The sequence below is a fragment of the Pseudomonas saponiphila genome (assembly GCF_900105185.1).
GTDB classification, from domain to species: domain Bacteria; phylum Pseudomonadota; class Gammaproteobacteria; order Pseudomonadales; family Pseudomonadaceae; genus Aquipseudomonas; species Aquipseudomonas saponiphila.
Window position 1 is genome coordinate 175,245 of the sequence record NZ_FNTJ01000002.1, and the last position, 14,674, is coordinate 189,918.

Consider the following 14,674-nt stretch of genomic DNA (forward strand, 5'->3'; position numbering starts at 1 on the left):
GCGGGTGCTGCTTTTCGAATTAGAGGCGCCCAAACAAAAGCGCCCGGCCAAAGGGCCGGGCGCTCTTCTCGGGCACTCTTACTTATCGTCAGCTTGATCCGGAACATTAGCGGATTCGCCACTTGTGCCTTCAACTTCTTCCTTCATGCGCTTGAGTCCCAGATGGCGCACATCGGTGCCACGTACCAGGTAAATCACCAGCTCGGAAATGTTGCGCGCGTGATCACCGATCCGCTCCAGCGAGCGCAACACCCAGATAATGCTCAGAACCCGCGAGATAGAGCGCGGGTCTTCCATCATGTAGGTGGCCAGCTCGCGCAACGCGGTCTTGTATTCACGGTCGATGATCTTGTCGTACTGGGCCACGGAAAGTGCCAGGTCGGCATCGAAGCGGGCAAAGGCGTCGAGGGCATCGCGCACCATGTTGCGCACCTGGTCACCGATGTGCCGCACTTCCACGTAGCCGCGCGGGGCCTCGCCCTCTTCGCACAGCTGGATGGCCCGACGAGCGATCTTGGTGGCTTCGTCGCCGATGCGCTCCAGGTCGATCACCGACTTGGAGATGCTGATGATCAACCGCAGGTCGGAGGCCGCCGGCTGGCGACGGGCGAGGATGCGCAGGCATTCCTCGTCGATGTTGCGCTCCATCTGGTTGATCTGGTCGTCGATCTCGCGCACCTGCTGGGCCAGCCCGGAGTCGGCCTCGATCAGCGCGGTGACCGCGTCGTTGACTTGCTTCTCCACCAGCCCGCCCATGGCCAGCAGGTGGCTGCGCACCTCTTCCAGCTCGGCATTGAACTGCTGGGAGATATGGTGAGTAAGGCCTTCCTTCGAAATCATCGTGTTCGCTCCGCGAAAGTTGCAAGCTTCAAGCCGCAAGCTTCAAGCAGTTAAATATTGATCCGGATACCGCATACCGCTTCTGTCTTGCCGCTTGAAGCTTGCGGCTTGCAGCTGTTTCCTAGCCGTAACGCCCGGTGATGTAGTCTTCGGTCTGCTTCTTGGCCGGGTTGGTGAACAGCGTGTCGGTGTCGCCGAACTCCACCAGCTTGCCCATGTACATGAACGCGGTGTAGTCGGACACCCGCGCCGCCTGCTGCATGTTGTGGGTCACGATGACGATGGTGAACTTGGACTTCAGCTCGTAGATCAGTTCCTCGACCTTCAGGGTCGAGATCGGGTCCAGGGCCGAGCAGGGTTCGTCCAGCAGCAGCACTTCCGGTTCCACGGCGATGGTGCGGGCAATCACCAGACGCTGCTGCTGACCGCCGGACAGTCCCAGTGCCGAATCATGCAGGCGGTCCTTGACCTCGTCCCACAGCGCCGCGCCCTTGAGCGCCCACTCCACGGCTTCGTCGAGCACGCGCTTCTTGTTGATGCCCTGGATGCGCAAGCCGTAGACCACGTTTTCATAGATGGTCTTGGGGAACGGGTTGGGCTTCTGGAACACCATGCCCACCCGACGGCGCAGCTCGGCCACGTCTTCGCCCTTGCGGTAGATGTTGTTGCCGTAGAGGTTGATCGCCCCCTCCACGCGGCAGCCGTCCACCAGATCGTTCATGCGGTTGAAGGTCCGCAGCAGGGTCGACTTGCCGCAACCGGACGGGCCGATGAAGGCGGTCACGCGCTGCTTGGGGATGTTCATGCTGACATCGAACAGCGCTTGTTTCTCGCCGTAGAACAGGCTCAGGCCCGGCACTTCGATGGCCACGGTTTCCTGTTCCAGGCTCAGGCTCTGCTTGTCGCGGCCCAGGGCGGACATGTTGATGCCATGAGTGTGTGCTTCGTGTTGCATGGGATGCTCCCTGTGCTACCAATTCGTTTGTCGTGAACCGCAGGCATCAGGCCAGCGGCGACATCATTCTGTTCCGTAGGAGCCGGCTTGCCGGCGAAGAGGCCTGCGGGCCTTGTGTCGCCCTTGCGGACGCCTTCGCTGGCAAGCCAGCTCCTACGCAAGCCAGCTCCTACACAAGCCGGCCGATCAGCTATCCAGTGCCTTGTATTTTTCCCGCAGGTGGTTACGGATCCAGACCGCCGACAGGTTCAGGGTGGCGATCACCAGCACCAGCAGCAGCGCGGTGGCGTACACCAGAGGCCGCGCGGCCTCGACGTTGGGGCTCTGGAAGCCGACGTCGTAGATATGGAAGCCCAGGTGCATGATCTTCTGGTCCAGGTGCAGGTACGGGTAGTTGCCATCCAGCGGCAGCGACGGCGCCAGTTTCACCACGCCCACCAGCATCAGCGGCGCCACTTCGCCGGCGGCGCGGGCCACCGCGAGGATCATCCCGGTCATCATCGCCGGGCTGGCCATCGGCAGGACGATCTTCCACAGCGTCTCGGCCTTGGTCGCGCCCAGGGCTAGGGAGCCCTCACGCACGGTACGGGGAATCCGCGCCAGGCCTTCCTCGGTGGCCACGATCACCACCGGCACCGCCAGCAGCGCCAGGGTCAGGGAAGCCCAGAGCAGGCCCGGGGTGCCGAAGGTCGGCGCCGGCAGGGCTTCGGGGAAGAACAGGCGGTCCACGGAACCGCCCAGCACGTAGACGAAGAAGCCCAGGCCGAACACCCCGTAGACGATGGCCGGAACCCCCGCCAGGTTGTTCACGGCGATGCGGATCACCCGGGTCAGGGTGTTCTGCTTGGCGTATTCACGCAGGTAGACCGCCGCCAGCACGCCGAACGGGGTGACGATCATGGCCATGATCAGGGTCATCATCACGGTGCCGAAGATCGCCGGGAAGATCCCGCCCTCGGTGTTGGCTTCACGGGGGTCGTCGCTGAGGAATTCCCAGACCTTGCTGAAGTAGAAGCCGATCTTGGTGAAGGTGCCCATGGCGTTCGGCTGGTAGGCATGCACCACCTTGCCCAGGCCGATCTCGATTTCCTTGCCGTTGGCATCGCGGGCAGTGAGGCTGTCGCGGTTGAACTGGGCGTGCAGGTCGCTCAGGCGCGCCTCGACCTCCTGATAACGGGCATTGAGTTCGGCGCGCTCGGCGTCCATGTCGGCCTGGGCGGCGGGGGTCATCTTGCCGTCCAGCTCCAGCTTGCGGCCGTGCAGGCGGATGCGCTCCAGACCGGCGTTGATCGCGCCGATGTCGGATTTTTCCAGGGTCTTGAGCTGGACCGCCAGCTGGTTCACCCGGTTGATCCGCGCTTGCAGCTCGGGCCAGGCAGCCTCGCCCTCGGCGATCACCTTGCCGCTTTCCTTGACGTTGACCAGGTAGCCGTAGAAGTTGCCCCACTCACGGCGCTCGATGGCCATCAGTTCCTTCGGGTAGCTCTGGTTGGTCAGCCACTCGCCGACGATCCAGGTGAAGTCGTTGCCATTCAGGTCGCGGTTACCGACCTTGATCAGCTCCCGGGTCATGAACTCCGGGCCCTGGTCGGGCACCGGCAGGCCGGCGCTCTTCAGGCGTGCCCGGGGCACTTCTTCCTTCTGCACCACTTCACCGATGACCAGGTGGTTGGCCTGGCCCGGCACGTCGTAGCTGGCGTGCACCAGGTCGGCCGGCCAGAAGTGGCCGAGGCCGCGCACGGCGATCACCGCCAGCAAACCGATGGTCATGATGACCGCGATGGACACCGCGCCACCGCTGATCCAGACGCCTGGGGCGCCGCTCTTGAACCAGTCTTTTAGGGAGTTCTGTTTCACAGACTTCTACCTTTCTTAAAGCGACGAGTATTTCTTGCGCAGACGCTGACGGATCAGCTCGGCGAGGGTGTTCATGACGAAGGTGAACAACAGCAGCACCAGCGCCGAGAGGAACAGCACGCGGTAGTGGCTGCCGCCGACTTCCGATTCGGGCATTTCCACCGCGACGTTGGCGGCCAGGGTGCGCAGGCCTTCGAACAGGTTCATTTCCATGACCGGGGTGTTGCCGGTGGCCATCAGCACGATCATGGTTTCGCCCACGGCGCGGCCCATGCCGATCATCAGCGCCGAGAAGATCCCCGGGCTGGCGGTGAGGATCACCACCCGCGTCATGGTCTGCCACGGCGTGGCGCCCAGGGCCAGGGAGCCCAGGGTCAGGCCACGGGGCACGCTGAACACGGCGTCTTCGGCGATCGAGTAGATGTTCGGGATCACCGCAAAGCCCATGGCCAGGCCGACCACCAGGGCGTTGCGCTGGTCGTAGGTGATCCCCAGGTCGTGGGAGATCCACATGCGCATGTCACCGCCGAAGAACCAGTTCTCCATGAACGGGCTCAGGTACAGCGAGAGGAAGCCGACGAAGATGATCACCGGGATCAGGATCGCGCTCTCCCAGCCGTCCGGCACCTTCAGGCGCAGCGACTCGGGCAGGCGGCTCCAGGCGAAACCGGCCACCAGGATGCCGATCGGCAGCAGGAGCAGCAGGCTGAAGATGCCCGGCAAATGCCCCTCGACATAAGGCGCGAGGAACAGGCCGGCGAAGAAGCCGAGGATCACCGTCGGCATCGCTTCCATCAGTTCGATCACCGGCTTGACCTTGCGGCGCATGCCCGGGGCCATGAAGTAGGCGGTGTAGATCGCCGCGGCCACCGCCAATGGCGCCGCCAGCAGCATGGCGTAGAACGCCGCCTTCAGGGTGCCGAAGGTCAGCGGCGAGAGGCTCAGCTTGGGTTCAAAATCGGTGTTGGCCGCGGTGGATTGCCAGACGTACTTAGGCTCGTCGTAGTTCTCGTACCAGACCTTGCTCCACAAGGCGCTCCAGGACACTTCCGGGTGTGGGTTGTCCAGCAGCAGCGGTTGCAGCTTGCCGCCGGCCTCGACGATCACCCGGTTGGCCCGTGGCGACAGGCCGAACAGGCCCTGGCCGTCCACTACCTGGTCCACCAGCAGAGTGCGATGGGCAGTGCTGTGGAACACCCCGAGCTTGCCGGCGGCATCCAGGGCGACGAAGCCCTTGCGGCGCTCTTCGGCGGTGATTTCAACGATGGGCGCGGTGCCCATCTGGAAGCTGCGGATCGGCTTCAGGCGCAGTTCGCCATCCGCATCGCGGGCCATGAACCACTGGGCCAGACCGCCCTTGGAGGTGCCGATGATCAGCGAGATGCCGCCCACCAGTTGGGTGCTGGCGGTGACTTCAGCGTTGGCGTCGTCCAGCAATTTGTAGCGACCGTTGAGGCTCTTGTCCCGCAGGCTGAACACGTCGGCCAAGGCCCGACCATTGATCACATACAGCCATTGCTGGCGCGGATCGATGTACATCGCCTTGACCGGCTCGGTCATCTGCGGCAGCTCGATGCGGCTCTGCTCGCTGGTGACTTCGCCGGTCATCATGTTTTCTTCGCGGGTCAGCTTCAGCACATGCAACTGTGCACCGGTGGAACCGGCGATGATCAGCGACGAATCAGTGGCGTTGAGATTGACGTGTTCCAGCGCCCCGCCCTGCTCGTTCAAAGTGATCGGGGTTTCGCCGTAGGGGTACTCGATGGCCGGCGAGATGGTCTTCTTGCCGTCCGGGTAGCTGACCTTGTAGGTGTGGCGGAACACCAGGGCCTGGCCGTTGGACAGACCGACCACCACCAGCGGATTGCCGGGCTGGTCCTTGCCGATGGAGGTGACGCTGGCCCCCGCGGGAACCGGCAGGTCGACCTTGCGCAGCTCGGCGCCGCTGTCGATGTCGAAGAACAGCGCCTGGCCCTTGTCGGAGACGCGCATGGCTACCTGGTTCTGCTCTTCCAGGGAGAACATCAGCGGCTTGCCGGCATCCTGCATCCAGGCGGGTGTCAGCGGCTCCTTGGCAGTCAGTTCGGCACCCTGGAACAGCGGCGCGACGACATAGGCGAGGAAGAAGAAGATCAGGGTGATCGCACCCAGCACGGCCAGGCCGCCTACCAGGACGTACCAGCGGGTCAGACGGTCTTTGAGCGCGCGAATGCGCCGCTTGCGTTGCAGCTCAGGCGTATTGAAGTCAATGCGCTTGGGGGGAGAAGTCGTAGTCATGGGGGAGTTGGCCAGATCATTCATGCGCACACCCTAGCGATCCTGTATGACAGAAAGATGACAATGCAGTGACGCAGCAAATCCGCCGCGTGGCAGGGCCGGCAGCGGACAGAAAATGAGGTTGCAGGAACCGACTGGCCGGCGAACCGGCCTTGAGCCTGGCGTTGCCTTTTCGGGCGTTTTCGCTGGCAGCCCGGCCCCTGCTGAAACAAGAAGGTCCGGGGAGCCCGGACCTTCGGTGGCGGCTTATGCGCCTTCTTTCAGACCCAGGTCAGCCAGGGCCTTGGCGGCTACCTTGGCGGGCAGTGGGATGTAGCCGTCTTTGACCACTACTTCCTGACCCTGTTTGGACAGGACCAGTTTCACGAACTCGGCTTCCAGCGGGGCCAGAGGCTTGTTCGGGGCCTTGTTGACGTAGACGTAGAGGAAGCGCGACAGCGGGTACTTGCCGTTCAGGGCGTTTTCTTCGGTGTCTTCGATGAAGTCGCTGCTGCCTTTCTTGGCCAGGGCCACGGTCTTCACACTGGCGGTCTTGTAGCCGATGCCCGAGTAGCCGATGCCGTTCAGCGAGGAGCTGATGGACTGCACCACCGACGCCGAACCAGGTTGTTCGTTGACGTTAGGCTTGTAGTCGCCTTTGCACAGGGCTTCTTCCTTGAAGTAGCCGTAGGTGCCGGATACCGAGTTGCGGCCGAACAGCTGGACCGGCTTGTTGGCCAGGTCGCCGGTCACACCCAGGTCGCCCCAGGTTTTCACTTCGGCCTTGGCGCCGCACAGACGGGTCGAGGAGAAGATCGCGTCAACCTGTTCCATGGTCAGGTGCTGGATCGGGTTGTCCTTGTGCACGAACACTGCCAGGGCGTCCACGGCCACCGGGATGGCGGTTGGCTTGTAGCCGTACTTCTGCTCGAAGGCGGCCAGCTCGGTGTCCTTCATCTTGCGGCTCATAGGGCCCAGGTTGGAGGTGCCTTCGGTCAGCGCGGGTGGCGCGGTGGCGGAGCCGGCGGCCTGAATCTGAATGTTGACGTTCGGGTATTCTTTTTTGTAGTTCTCGGCCCACAGGGTCATCAGGTTCGCCAAGGTATCGGAACCGACGCTGGACAGGTTGCCCGACACACCAGTGGTCTTGGTGTAGCTCGGGATAGCAGGGTCAACAGCGGCAACCGCGTGGGCAGTCGCAACGCCAGCGGCGACAAAGGTCATTGCCGCCATCAAACGCTTCAGTTTCATGCCTTACTCCTAGCAGATAGGGTGTGTTAAGTCGGGGCCAAGTATCTGTAGGCCGTGTGAACACTCTATGTCCGGAATATGACAATTAGATGAAAGGCCAGCACTCCTGAACGCAAGCGGGCCTTTCTTTCATGGGGGAATAAAAGCGTCTGGTAGCCGCTGCCAGAAGCTGCGGCTACAGGCTGGTGGTCAGCGGCCCTTGACCCACAGGTACAGGCCGACCAGCAGGCCGATGCCGCAAATGATTGCCACGTAGTAGGCCGGGCCCATCGGGCTTTCCTTGAGCAGCCAGGTCACCACCATCGGCGTCAGGCCACCGAAGATCGCGTAGGCCAGGTTGTAGGAAAACGACAGGCCACTGAAGCGCACCACTGCCGGGAACGCCTTGACCATCACGTAAGGCACCGCGCCGATGGTGCCGACAAACAGACCGGTCAGGGCATACATCGGGAACAGCCACTGCGGGTTGTCCAGCAGGCCGTGATAGAAGGTCCAGGAGGTGGCCAGCAGCAAGGCGCTGCCGAACACGAACACCTTGCCAGCACCGAAACGGTCCGCCAGAACCCCGGAAATCACGCAGCCAAGGCTGAGGAACACGATGGCCAGGCTGTTGGCTTCCAGGGCAGTGATGGCCGGGAATTTATAGACGGTCTGCAGCACGGTGGGGGTCATCAGGATCACCACGATGATCCCGGCGGACAGCAGCCAGGTCAGCAGCATGGAAATCACGATGGCGCCACGGTGATCGCGCAGCACTGCGCGCAGCGGCAGCTCCTCGGCCAGGGCCTTGCGCTGTTGCAGCTCGGCGAACACCGGGGTTTCGTGCAGCAGGCGGCGCAGGTACACCGAGAACAGGCCGAACACCCCGCCCAGCAGGAACGGAATCCGCCAGGCGTAGTCCGCCACTTCCGCCGGGGTATAGATGCTGTTGATCGCCGTGGCCACCAGCGAGCCCAGGAGAATCCCGGCGGTCAGGCCCGAGGTCAGGGTGCCGCAGGCATAGCCGATATGCCGTTGCGGCACGTGTTCGGAAACAAAGACCCAGGCCCCGGGCACTTCACCGCCGATGGCCGCGCCCTGGATCACCCGCATCAGCAACAGCAGGATCGGCGCCCACAGGCCGATCTGCGCGTAGGTCGGCAACAGGCCCATGATCAGGGTCGGCACCGCCATCATGAAAATGCTCAGGGTGAACATCTTCTTGCGCCCCAGCAGGTCGCCGAAGTGAGCCATGACGATCCCGCCCAGGGGACGAGCCAGGTAACCGGCGGCGAAGATGCCGAAGGTCTGCATCAGGCGCAGCCACTCGGGCATGTCCGCGGGGAAGAACAGCTTGCCGACCACGGTGGCGAAGAACACGAAGATGATGAAGTCGTAGAACTCCAGCGCCCCACCCAGGGCGGACAGGGACAAGGTCTTGTAGTCACTACGGGTCAGCGGACGGGCGGGTTGCGCAGATTGCGCGGCGCTCGCAGGCACAGTGGTCATGGCAAGGGCTTCTCTTATTAGTCGGTTCTGGAAGCCGCAACAGCGCTGGTTGGGGCCTGGCAGGTTCGGCACGATAGCAAATTGTTCGAATCCGTACACAGCGGTGCACAAATGACTCACAAATTTGCGAACTGAGTGGGTCGTCGCGGAGTCTATCGACCGATATACTCGCAAACCTCGGAGCGCAAAGCCGCTCCTGGCAAGGGTTGCTGTGCGAAAACGCTGCTGCGCGCCCCAGTCCCTGGACAGTGCCAGTCGATTTCGCAGAGTTTCCCTTTAGCACGCCTTAGAAAGAACGTGACGAACGCAGTGTGTTCGGGCTGAATCGTTTTTCCTGAAGACGGCTATTCACCTGAAGTACCCATGAAGCGTCACGGGTCAGAGGCCCCTCGGCATGATAGAGCTCGAACAAGAAGATCCAATCCCGCAAGGCGACCTGGCCCTGCAAATCACCGCCTTGCCCCGTGAAACCAACGGTTTTGGCGATATTTTCGGCGGCTGGCTGGTCGCCCAGATGGACCTGGCGGGCACCGCCATGGCCAGCCGCGTCGCTGGTGGCCGAGTGGCCACGGTGGCCATCGACCGCATGGCATTCCTGGTGCCGGTGGCCGTGGGCGCGCAGCTGTCCTTCTATACCCAGACCCTGGAAATCGGCCGCAGCTCGATCCAGATGATGGTCGAAGTGTGGAGCGACGACCCGCTGTCCAGCGAATGGCGCAAGGTCACCGAAGCGGTGTTCGTGTTCGTCGCCATCGATGGCAGCGGCCGCACCCGCTCGGTTCCCCCCCGCGCCCGTTAAACCTGGAGGCGGTCATGCGCGCCATGACCGTCCACACCTTGTGAACGAGAACAGCAGCATGCCTACACCCCAGGTCGAAACCGTCAAACTCGATGAACTGAACTGCTGGCGCATCCGCCACGGTGACGCCGAACTGCTGCTGGCCCAGCAAGGCGCGCACATCCTCAGTTATCAGGTGGCCGGGCAACAGCCGCTGATCTGGCTCAACGACGAGGCCGTGTTCAAAAGCGGCAAGAGCATCCGCGCCGGAGTGCCGGTGTGCTGGCCCTGGTTCGGCAACCTGGCGCGCAACCCCCAGGCGGTGCAGGCCATGCGCCAGAGCAGCGAGCCGGCACCGGCCCACGGCCTGGTGCGCGCCACCGACTGGGAACTGCTGGGCATCGAAAGCCAGGGCGACAGCCTGCTGGTGGAACTGCGCCTGCCCTGCCCCACTGGCGGCTTCCCCGGCTGGCCCCATCAGGTGGAACCGCGCCTGAGCATCCGTCTCGACGAGCAACTGCACATCAGCCTCAGCAGCCACAACCTGGGCAGCCAGAGCGTGAGCATCAGCCAGGCGCTGCACAGCTACTTCGCGGTCAGCGATGTGCGCAACGTGCAGGTGGAAGGCGTTGATGGGCTGAACTACATCGAGACTCTGGAAGACTGGAAAACCAAGGTGCAGCATGGCGCCCTGCGTTTTAGCGGCGAAACCGACCGCATTTACCTGGATGTGCCGGCGCAGTTGGAGATCGTCGACCCACACTGGCAGCGGCGGATTCGCCTGAACAGCGCAGGCTCACGCACTGCGGTGATCTGGAACCCCTGGATCGACCGCGCCGCGCAATTTGGCGACATGGCCAACGACGGCTGGCAGCGCATGCTGTGCATCGAAACCGCCAACGTGATGGACGACATCGTCACCCTGGCCCCCGGCGCCAGCCACACCCTGAGCGTAAGCATCAGCGCCGCCCCGCTCTGACCCCACCTGCCCCCACGTGGGAGCTGGCTTGCCAGCGAAGAGGCCCTCAAGACCGCTTTCGCCGGCAAGCCGGCTCCTACCGTTCAGTGGTGTTCAACTGTGCCGCTTCAGAGGTCCGACTCCTGCACCACCCGCACCTTCGCCGCATCCAGGGCGTAGGCCGCGTCGGCCAGGTCATTGCTGACCTTCTCGATCTTCAGGGTGCCGGTCACCCACAGCGGCGTGTAGATGTCATCCAGCTTCACGCCCTTGGGAAAGCGCACCAGCACCAGCTGGTTGGGCGGCGGTGGCGGCACGTGGATGCAGGCCCCCGGGTACGGCACCAGGAAAAACAGCGTGCTGCGGCCCTTGGCATCGGCTTCCAGCGGTACCGGATAGCCGCCCAGGCGGATCTGTTTGTCGTTCATCGCCGGCACGGTCTTGGTGGAATACATCACCGCCGGCAAGCCCTTGCTCTGCTTCAGGCCGCCCTTGTCGGTGAAGGTGCCGTTGGCCTCGGGGGAGTTGTGATCGATTTCCGGCATCTGCTCCAGGGCCTTCTGGTCCGACTTGGGCATCAGCTCCAGCCAGTCGGTTTCCGGCAGTTCGCCGGCGTGGGCCAGGCCGCAGCCCAACAGAACAAAGGTCAATAGAAGACGGCGCATGAGAGGTGGCTCGGTCAAAAAGGATGGACGGAAAAAACCCGCGCATTCTAGTGCGCAACACGTCGGCTGCGTTGAAGTTTCAGATGAAGAAAAGGGCTCCCCTCCGCCCGAGCGGCAGAGGGGGCTTGCAGGGGGGAATCAGCTTTTCTTGATAAAGCCGTAGATCACCAGCAGGACAATGGCACCCACCACCGCGCCGATGAAACCGGCGCCCTGCCCCGCATGGTAGATACCCAGCGCCTGACCACCATAAGTAGCGGCGAAGGAGCCGGCGATACCCAGCAGGATGGTCATGATCCAGCCCATGCTGTCGTCTCCCGGCTTGAGGAAACGCGCCAGCAGACCAACGATCAAGCCGATGAAAATGGTTCCGATAATGCCCATGGCTGTTCCTCTGATAGGGGGTGTCAAGCCAAAGCCTAGTCAGCGCTCTGGCCTCCCGCTATCAGAGAACGGCGGGAAACGAAGGTTCCCGCCAGCCGGTGGATTTGTTACTCGGCGATCAGCGCCTGCACCTTGAGGATCTGCGCCTGCAGGGTCGCCTGATCGGCGCAGCGCAGGTTGGCGTGGCCGACCTTGCGCCCGGCCTTGAAGGCCTTGCCGTAGTGATGCAGGTGGCAGTCGTCGATGGCGATGACCTGATCCACCGGCGGCACTTCACCGATGAAGTTGATCATTGCGCTCTCACCGACCTTGGCCGTGGAGCCCAGAGGCAGGCCGGCCACCGCCCGCAGGTGGTTTTCGAACTGGCTGCACTCGGCGCCTTCGGTGGTCCAGTGCCCGGAGTTGTGCACTCGCGGGGCGATCTCGTTGGCCTTGAGGCCACCGTCCACTTCGAAGAACTCAAAAGCCATCACGCCGACGTAATCCAGCTGCTTGAGCACGCGGCTGGAGTAGTCCTCGGCCAGGGCCTGCAGCGGGTGATCGCTGCTGGCCACCGACAGACGCAGGATGCCGCTGTCGTGGGTGTTGTGCACCAACGGGTAGAAACGGGTTTCCCCGTCACGGGCGCGCACGGCGATCAGCGAGACTTCACCGGTGAACGGCACGAAGCCTTCCAGCAGGCAAGGCACGCTGCCCAGTTCGGCGAAGGTGCCTTCGACGTCGGCGGCGCTGCGCAGGACCTTCTGGCCCTTGCCGTCGTAACCCAGGGTACGGGTCTTGAGCACCGCCGGCAGGCCGATGCGCGCCACCGCGGCATCCAGATCCGCCTGGGACTGGATGTCGGCGAACTCGGGGGTAGGAATCCCCAGGTCCTTGAACATGCTCTTCTCGAACCAGCGATCACGGGCGATGCGCAGGGCTTCGGCGCTCGGGTAGACCGGCACGAACTGCGAGAGGAAGGCCACGGTTTCCGCCGGCACGCTCTCGAATTCGAAGGTCACCAGGTCCACTTCATCGGCCAGCTGGCGCAGGTGATCCTGGTCGCCGTAGTCGGCCCGCAGGTGTTCGCCCAGGGCAGCGGCACAAGCGTCCGGCGCCGGGTCGAGGAAAGCGAAGTTCATTCCCAGCGGAGTCCCCGCCAGGGCCAACATGCGGCCCAACTGGCCGCCACCGATTACACCGATCTTCATCGTCAACAACCTCAGGCGACGCGCGGGTCTGGATTGTCCAGGACGCTGTCTGTCTGTTCAGCACGGAATTTTTTCAGCACCGCGTGGAACTGCGGGTGCTTGGCGCCCAGGATGCTCGCCGAGAGCAGGGCCGCGTTGATCGCCCCGGCCTTGCCGATGGCCAGGGTGGCCACGGGAATGCCGGCGGGCATCTGCACGATGGACAGCAGCGAATCCACGCCCGAGAGCATCGACGACTGCACCGGCACGCCCAGCACCGGCAGGTGGGTCTTGGCCGCACACATGCCCGGCAAGTGGGCCGCGCCACCGGCACCGGCGATGATCACCTCGATGCCACGCGCCTCAGCCTCTTCGGCGTACTGGAACAGCAGGTCCGGGGTGCGGTGGGCGGACACCACCTTCACCTCGTAAGGGATGCCGAGCTTTTCCAGCATATCGGCGGTGTGGCTAAGGGTGGACCAATCGGACTTGGAGCCCATGATCACGCCAACCAGTGCACTCATCGTCGTGCCTCTTCTCTCTGGGCGCCCGCGGGCGCGTCAAAAACAACAAGCCACGCGAAAATGCGTGGCTTGACTGTACGAATTATGGCCGGACGAACCGGCCGAAGGCCGCGCAGTATACCGAAAAAGCCGCGCTAAACGCACTTTCGCCGACCATCTGTCGAACAAAGTATTTGCAGCGCAAAACCCCGGTTTTATTGACTCCAAGGTCAATCCCGCACCCCTCGTAGGAGCTGGCTTGCCAGCGAAGAGGCCAGCCCGACGATCAGCGCCAGCCCGGCCGACGCTTTCGCCGGCAAGCCGGCTCCTACAAAAGAGCCTGCGCCTATCTGTAGGAGCTGGCTCGCCAGCGAAGAGGCCAGCCCGGCGATCACCGTCAGCCCGACCGACGCCTTCGCCGGCAAGCCGGCTCCTACAAAAGAGCCTGCGCCTATCTGTAGGAGCTGGCTCGCCAGCGAAGAGGCCAGCCCAGCCAGCACCTACACGGCCGCGGCTTGCGCGGCGGCGCCTTCCAGCTTGCGCCAGAGCAAGCGCACGTTGGCCTTGCGCACCAGGGCACAGCGGTACAGGCGAATCTCCAGCGGTACATGCCATTGGGCGCCGCCGCATACCACCAGCTCGCCCCGAGCCAGCTCGGCGCGCACGCTCAACTGCGGCACCCAGGCAATGCCCAGCCCTTCCAGGGCCATGCTCTTGAGGCTGTCGGCCATGGCGGTTTCATAAACCGTGGTGAAACGCAGGTTGCGCTGGCGCAGCAGCAGATTCACCGAACGCCCGAGAAAGGCCCCAGCGCTGTAAGCCAGCAGCGGCACGCTGGATTCCCCTTCCAGGTCGAACAGCGGCTTGCCCTGGGGGTTGGCGGCGCACACCGGCAGCATCTCGGTGTGCCCCAGGTGCAGCGAGGGGAAGATTTCCGAGTCCATCTGCAGGGCCGCGTCCGGGTCATAGAAGGCCAGCATCAGGTCGCAGCCGCCTTCACGCAGGGCGTGCACCGCGTCGCCAACGTTGGTGGCCACCAGCCGCGTGGCGATGTTCAGCCCTTCGTTGCGCAGTTGCGCGATCCAGCGCGGGAAGAAACCCAGCGCCAGGGAGTGGGCCGCCGCCACCTGCATCACCTCGCCCTGACCGCCTTCCAGATGATGCAGGTGACGCACCACCTCGCCGAGCTGTTCGACCACGGTCCGCGCGGTGACCAGGAACAACTGCCCCGCCGCCGTCAGTTCCACCGGCGTGCGCGAGCGGTTGACCAGGGTCAGGCCCAGGGCCGCTTCCAGGCTGCGGATGCGCCGGCTGAAGGCCGGCTGGGTCACGAAACGTCGCTCGGCAGCCTGGGAAAAACTGCGGGTGGCGGCCAGGGCACTGAAGTCCTCAAGCCATTTGCTTTCCAGATTCATCACGTCCTCCCGGACACGCACCATTTTAGGTCACACGCTCGCCGGCAACCCGGCGTCACACCGGCATTATGCCGAATATGCATAGCCCAGTGTTTAACAGCATTGGCCCAAAAATTCCCTTCGGCCTAGGATTCGCAGCGTTCCCGGCACAGACC

Annotated in this window: 13 protein-coding genes; 2 read left to right on the forward strand and 11 right to left on the reverse strand. The window is 63.5% G+C overall.

The features are described from left to right. Positions 1 to 78: 78 nt before the first annotated feature. The 6 genes from phoU to BLV47_RS22715 form a co-directional block, all read right to left on the reverse strand. Positions 79 to 840 (reverse strand): phosphate signaling complex protein PhoU, encoded by a 762-nt coding sequence (gene phoU / locus BLV47_RS22690; protein WP_016964958.1) that lies wholly within the window; start codon positions 838 to 840, stop codon positions 79 to 81. A gap of 121 nt (positions 841 to 961) precedes the next feature. Further along, complete coding sequence (gene pstB, locus BLV47_RS22695; protein WP_092317750.1) at positions 962 to 1,795, reverse strand: phosphate ABC transporter ATP-binding protein PstB; 834 nt, start codon at positions 1,793 to 1,795, stop codon at positions 962 to 964. A gap of 186 nt (positions 1,796 to 1,981) precedes the next feature. Next, positions 1,982 to 3,652: a phosphate ABC transporter permease PstA gene (gene pstA / locus BLV47_RS22700; protein WP_092317753.1), complete on the reverse strand. Its 1,671-nt coding sequence runs from the start codon at positions 3,650 to 3,652 to the stop codon at positions 1,982 to 1,984. Positions 3,653 to 3,667: 15 nt separating this feature from the next. Continuing rightward, the gene (locus tag BLV47_RS22705; protein WP_177431242.1) at positions 3,668 to 5,701 is read right to left on the reverse strand and encodes an ABC transporter permease subunit; all 2,034 of its coding nucleotides are present in this window, start codon (positions 5,699 to 5,701) and stop codon (positions 3,668 to 3,670) included. Between the two features lie 474 nt (positions 5,702 to 6,175). Then, positions 6,176 to 7,159 (reverse strand): phosphate ABC transporter substrate-binding protein PstS, encoded by a 984-nt coding sequence (locus BLV47_RS22710; protein ID WP_092317759.1) that lies wholly within the window; start codon positions 7,157 to 7,159, stop codon positions 6,176 to 6,178. Positions 7,160 to 7,348: 189 nt separating this feature from the next. Next, positions 7,349 to 8,647 (reverse strand): MFS transporter, encoded by a 1,299-nt coding sequence (locus tag BLV47_RS22715; protein WP_092317762.1) that lies wholly within the window; start codon positions 8,645 to 8,647, stop codon positions 7,349 to 7,351. Positions 8,648 to 9,041: 394 nt separating this feature from the next. Between BLV47_RS22715 and BLV47_RS22720 the strand changes: the two genes are divergently transcribed. Further along, complete coding sequence (locus tag BLV47_RS22720; RefSeq protein ID WP_003229628.1) at positions 9,042 to 9,446, forward strand: acyl-CoA thioesterase; 405 nt, start codon at positions 9,042 to 9,044, stop codon at positions 9,444 to 9,446. Between the two features lie 58 nt (positions 9,447 to 9,504). Then, positions 9,505 to 10,404, forward strand: a complete 900-nt coding sequence (locus BLV47_RS22725) for a D-hexose-6-phosphate mutarotase (protein WP_092320556.1) — start codon at positions 9,505 to 9,507, stop codon at positions 10,402 to 10,404. A 107-nt stretch (positions 10,405 to 10,511) separates the two neighbouring features. Here the strand turns inward: BLV47_RS22725 and BLV47_RS22730 are convergent, their stop codons facing one another. The 5 genes from BLV47_RS22730 to BLV47_RS22755 form a co-directional block, all read right to left on the reverse strand. After that, the gene (locus BLV47_RS22730; protein ID WP_060841768.1) at positions 10,512 to 11,048 is read right to left on the reverse strand and encodes a DUF3299 domain-containing protein; all 537 of its coding nucleotides are present in this window, start codon (positions 11,046 to 11,048) and stop codon (positions 10,512 to 10,514) included. 138 nt (positions 11,049 to 11,186) lie between these two features. After that, positions 11,187 to 11,432 (reverse strand): GlsB/YeaQ/YmgE family stress response membrane protein, encoded by a 246-nt coding sequence (locus BLV47_RS22735; protein ID WP_092317765.1) that lies wholly within the window; start codon positions 11,430 to 11,432, stop codon positions 11,187 to 11,189. Positions 11,433 to 11,539: 107 nt separating this feature from the next. After that, complete coding sequence (locus BLV47_RS22740) at positions 11,540 to 12,622, reverse strand: 5-(carboxyamino)imidazole ribonucleotide synthase (protein ID WP_092317768.1); 1,083 nt, start codon at positions 12,620 to 12,622, stop codon at positions 11,540 to 11,542. A gap of 11 nt (positions 12,623 to 12,633) precedes the next feature. Beyond that, a complete protein-coding gene (gene purE / locus BLV47_RS22745; RefSeq protein ID WP_016967060.1) occupies positions 12,634 to 13,125 on the reverse strand; it encodes a 5-(carboxyamino)imidazole ribonucleotide mutase in 492 nt (163 codons plus the stop codon). A gap of 479 nt (positions 13,126 to 13,604) precedes the next feature. Beyond that, positions 13,605 to 14,519 carry a LysR substrate-binding domain-containing protein gene (locus tag BLV47_RS22755; RefSeq protein ID WP_167365709.1) on the reverse strand — a complete coding sequence of 305 codons (915 nt, stop codon included), beginning with the start codon at positions 14,517 to 14,519 and terminating at the stop codon, positions 13,605 to 13,607. Positions 14,520 to 14,674: the final 155 nt, after the last annotated feature.

Excerpts from the sequence above, each read along its gene's own strand:
- BLV47_RS22740 (WP_092317768.1), bottom strand. The coding sequence starts at position 12,622 with ATGAAGATCGGTGTAATCGGTGGCGGCCAGTTGGGCCGCATGTTGGCC.
- purE (WP_016967060.1), bottom strand. The coding sequence starts at position 13,125 with ATGAGTGCACTGGTTGGCGTGATCATGGGCTCCAAGTCCGATTGGTCC.
- BLV47_RS22730 (WP_060841768.1), bottom strand. The coding sequence starts at position 11,048 with ATGCGCCGTCTTCTATTGACCTTTGTTCTGTTGGGCTGCGGCCTGGCC.
- phoU (WP_016964958.1), bottom strand. The coding sequence starts at position 840 with ATGATTTCGAAGGAAGGCCTTACTCACCATATCTCCCAGCAGTTCAAT.
- BLV47_RS22705 (WP_177431242.1), bottom strand. The coding sequence starts at position 5,701 with ATGCAGGATGCCGGCAAGCCGCTGATGTTCTCCCTGGAAGAGCAGAAC.
- BLV47_RS22720 (WP_003229628.1), top strand. The coding sequence starts at position 9,042 with ATGATAGAGCTCGAACAAGAAGATCCAATCCCGCAAGGCGACCTGGCC.
- BLV47_RS22755 (WP_167365709.1), bottom strand. The coding sequence starts at position 14,519 with ATGAATCTGGAAAGCAAATGGCTTGAGGACTTCAGTGCCCTGGCCGCC.
- BLV47_RS22710 (WP_092317759.1), bottom strand. The coding sequence starts at position 7,159 with ATGAAACTGAAGCGTTTGATGGCGGCAATGACCTTTGTCGCCGCTGGC.
- BLV47_RS22735 (WP_092317765.1), bottom strand. The coding sequence starts at position 11,432 with ATGGGCATTATCGGAACCATTTTCATCGGCTTGATCGTTGGTCTGCTG.
- pstB (WP_092317750.1), bottom strand. The coding sequence starts at position 1,795 with ATGCAACACGAAGCACACACTCATGGCATCAACATGTCCGCCCTGGGC.
- BLV47_RS22715 (WP_092317762.1), bottom strand. The coding sequence starts at position 8,647 with ATGACCACTGTGCCTGCGAGCGCCGCGCAATCTGCGCAACCCGCCCGT.
- BLV47_RS22725 (WP_092320556.1), top strand. The coding sequence starts at position 9,505 with ATGCCTACACCCCAGGTCGAAACCGTCAAACTCGATGAACTGAACTGC.